Annotated in this window: 1 protein-coding gene; it reads right to left on the minus strand. The window is 39.5% G+C overall.

Going from position 1 to position 1,587, the window contains the following annotated elements; genetic code table 11:
• Positions 1–1,587, minus strand: a 1,587-nt coding sequence (locus tag B2X72_RS03750) for a TonB-dependent receptor domain-containing protein (RefSeq protein WP_286848318.1), incomplete at both ends; no start/stop codon positions are given.

Genomic DNA, 1,587 nt, shown 5'->3' on the forward strand with positions numbered 1-1,587 from the left:
ATTCTGTATAGGTATAACCGATATTTGCAAAAAATCCACCTTTGAACTCTTTCGACAATGTTCCTGTCAAGGTATAACTATAACCTTTTGATGTATTGGACATCACAATGGCGTCGGAAATATTCGGATTTTCGGGAGTAGGTTGAGCAGCACCATAAATACGTGGAGTATTGTAACGCATACGGTTATCGACACCAACTAAAGCTTTACCGTCCGTCGTATTTAGATTGACGTTACTGAAATAGACCGAATTGATATCTTTTGAATACATGGCTTCAAAAGTACCAATAACACCGCCTGGTAATTTTTGGTCAATGGCAAGGTTCGTTCTCCAAAGCTGCATAAATTTGAAGTTATTATCCGTTACCGCCAAGTTATAACTCGAGTTGTTGGCTGCAGTTTGGTGGTTCACATTGCGATAAGCATCTACATCAGGTGTAAATGGGCGGTTTGTAGGATTATTAATAGATTCAGAACCAAACATAACACCATTATTGCCGGCCTGATTAGAAATCCATACTAATGGCGGACGACCCGTAAAGATTCCCGATCCACCACGTACCTGCGTTTGATTTGTTCCATTGACATTCCAATTAAATCCAATTCGTGGCGACCAAAGAATTGCACTCTTTGGATATTTTGATACATCGATCTTTTCACCTTGATCAAAATTCAACTTGGTTACATTATCATTTTTCAGTTCATTGGGGGATGATATGTTAGTCAAATCGGCTCTCAATCCAGCAGTCAATTTAAAATGATCATTTACAGCATAGGCATCCTGTGCATATAGACCAAACATACGTACTGAAATTTCTGCATAAGGAAATGACCCATCAGGTAAAACAGAATATTGGATTTGGTATTTGGTTGCGTTGGAAACATTATTTTTTGCAGAGTTGTAGAAGTCATCTAAACTGGCAAATGTATAGGCCCCATAATAGTTCGGTGCAAATCCATTGGTGGTTTTGTAATTTTCAAAATTGGCTCCCAAGGTAATCTCATGCTTTCCGGCATAAATATTAAAGTTGTTGGTTGCTTGAAATACCTTCGTCTTTAAGCTATTAAATGCTGTAAATGGTTCGTAACCAAATGCTGTCATGCTACTACCGTCGGGGTTCATGATGTCTACCAAAGGAAATGGTTGGCCACCTTTCGACTCTCTATAGTCGTTCATGACATTGTATCCTACGGTCAATGAATTAGAATATTTGCTACTGATACGCGTACGTAATTCTAAATTCACATTGTCCATGTTGTTGTTTATACCGTAGCCTGCTGAGCTGAAAGGTAGGCCAAGGTTGGACGGTTGCCGATTATTTTTGGGCGCACCACTATTGGACGGTAAGATGTCGCGATAGGAACGAAAGTAGAAATATTTAGCGCTTAAGGTATTTTTTTGATCGATATTGTAATCTAATTTAACGGAAAATTTGTCACTGCGTGTATCCAAAGGATAATCTTGATAAGATCCAGGATTATACCCGATCGATTTAAGGTAGTTGGCTAGCTCATCAAGTTTCTCCGCAGATACGGTTGAAACATTCGGCCCCGTATTTCCTCCGCGTGAAGCAGATCGGAAGAGCG

Source organism: Sphingobacterium sp. UBA7253, from assembly GCF_002472745.1.
Taxonomy (GTDB): domain Bacteria; phylum Bacteroidota; class Bacteroidia; order Sphingobacteriales; family Sphingobacteriaceae; genus Sphingobacterium; species Sphingobacterium siyangense.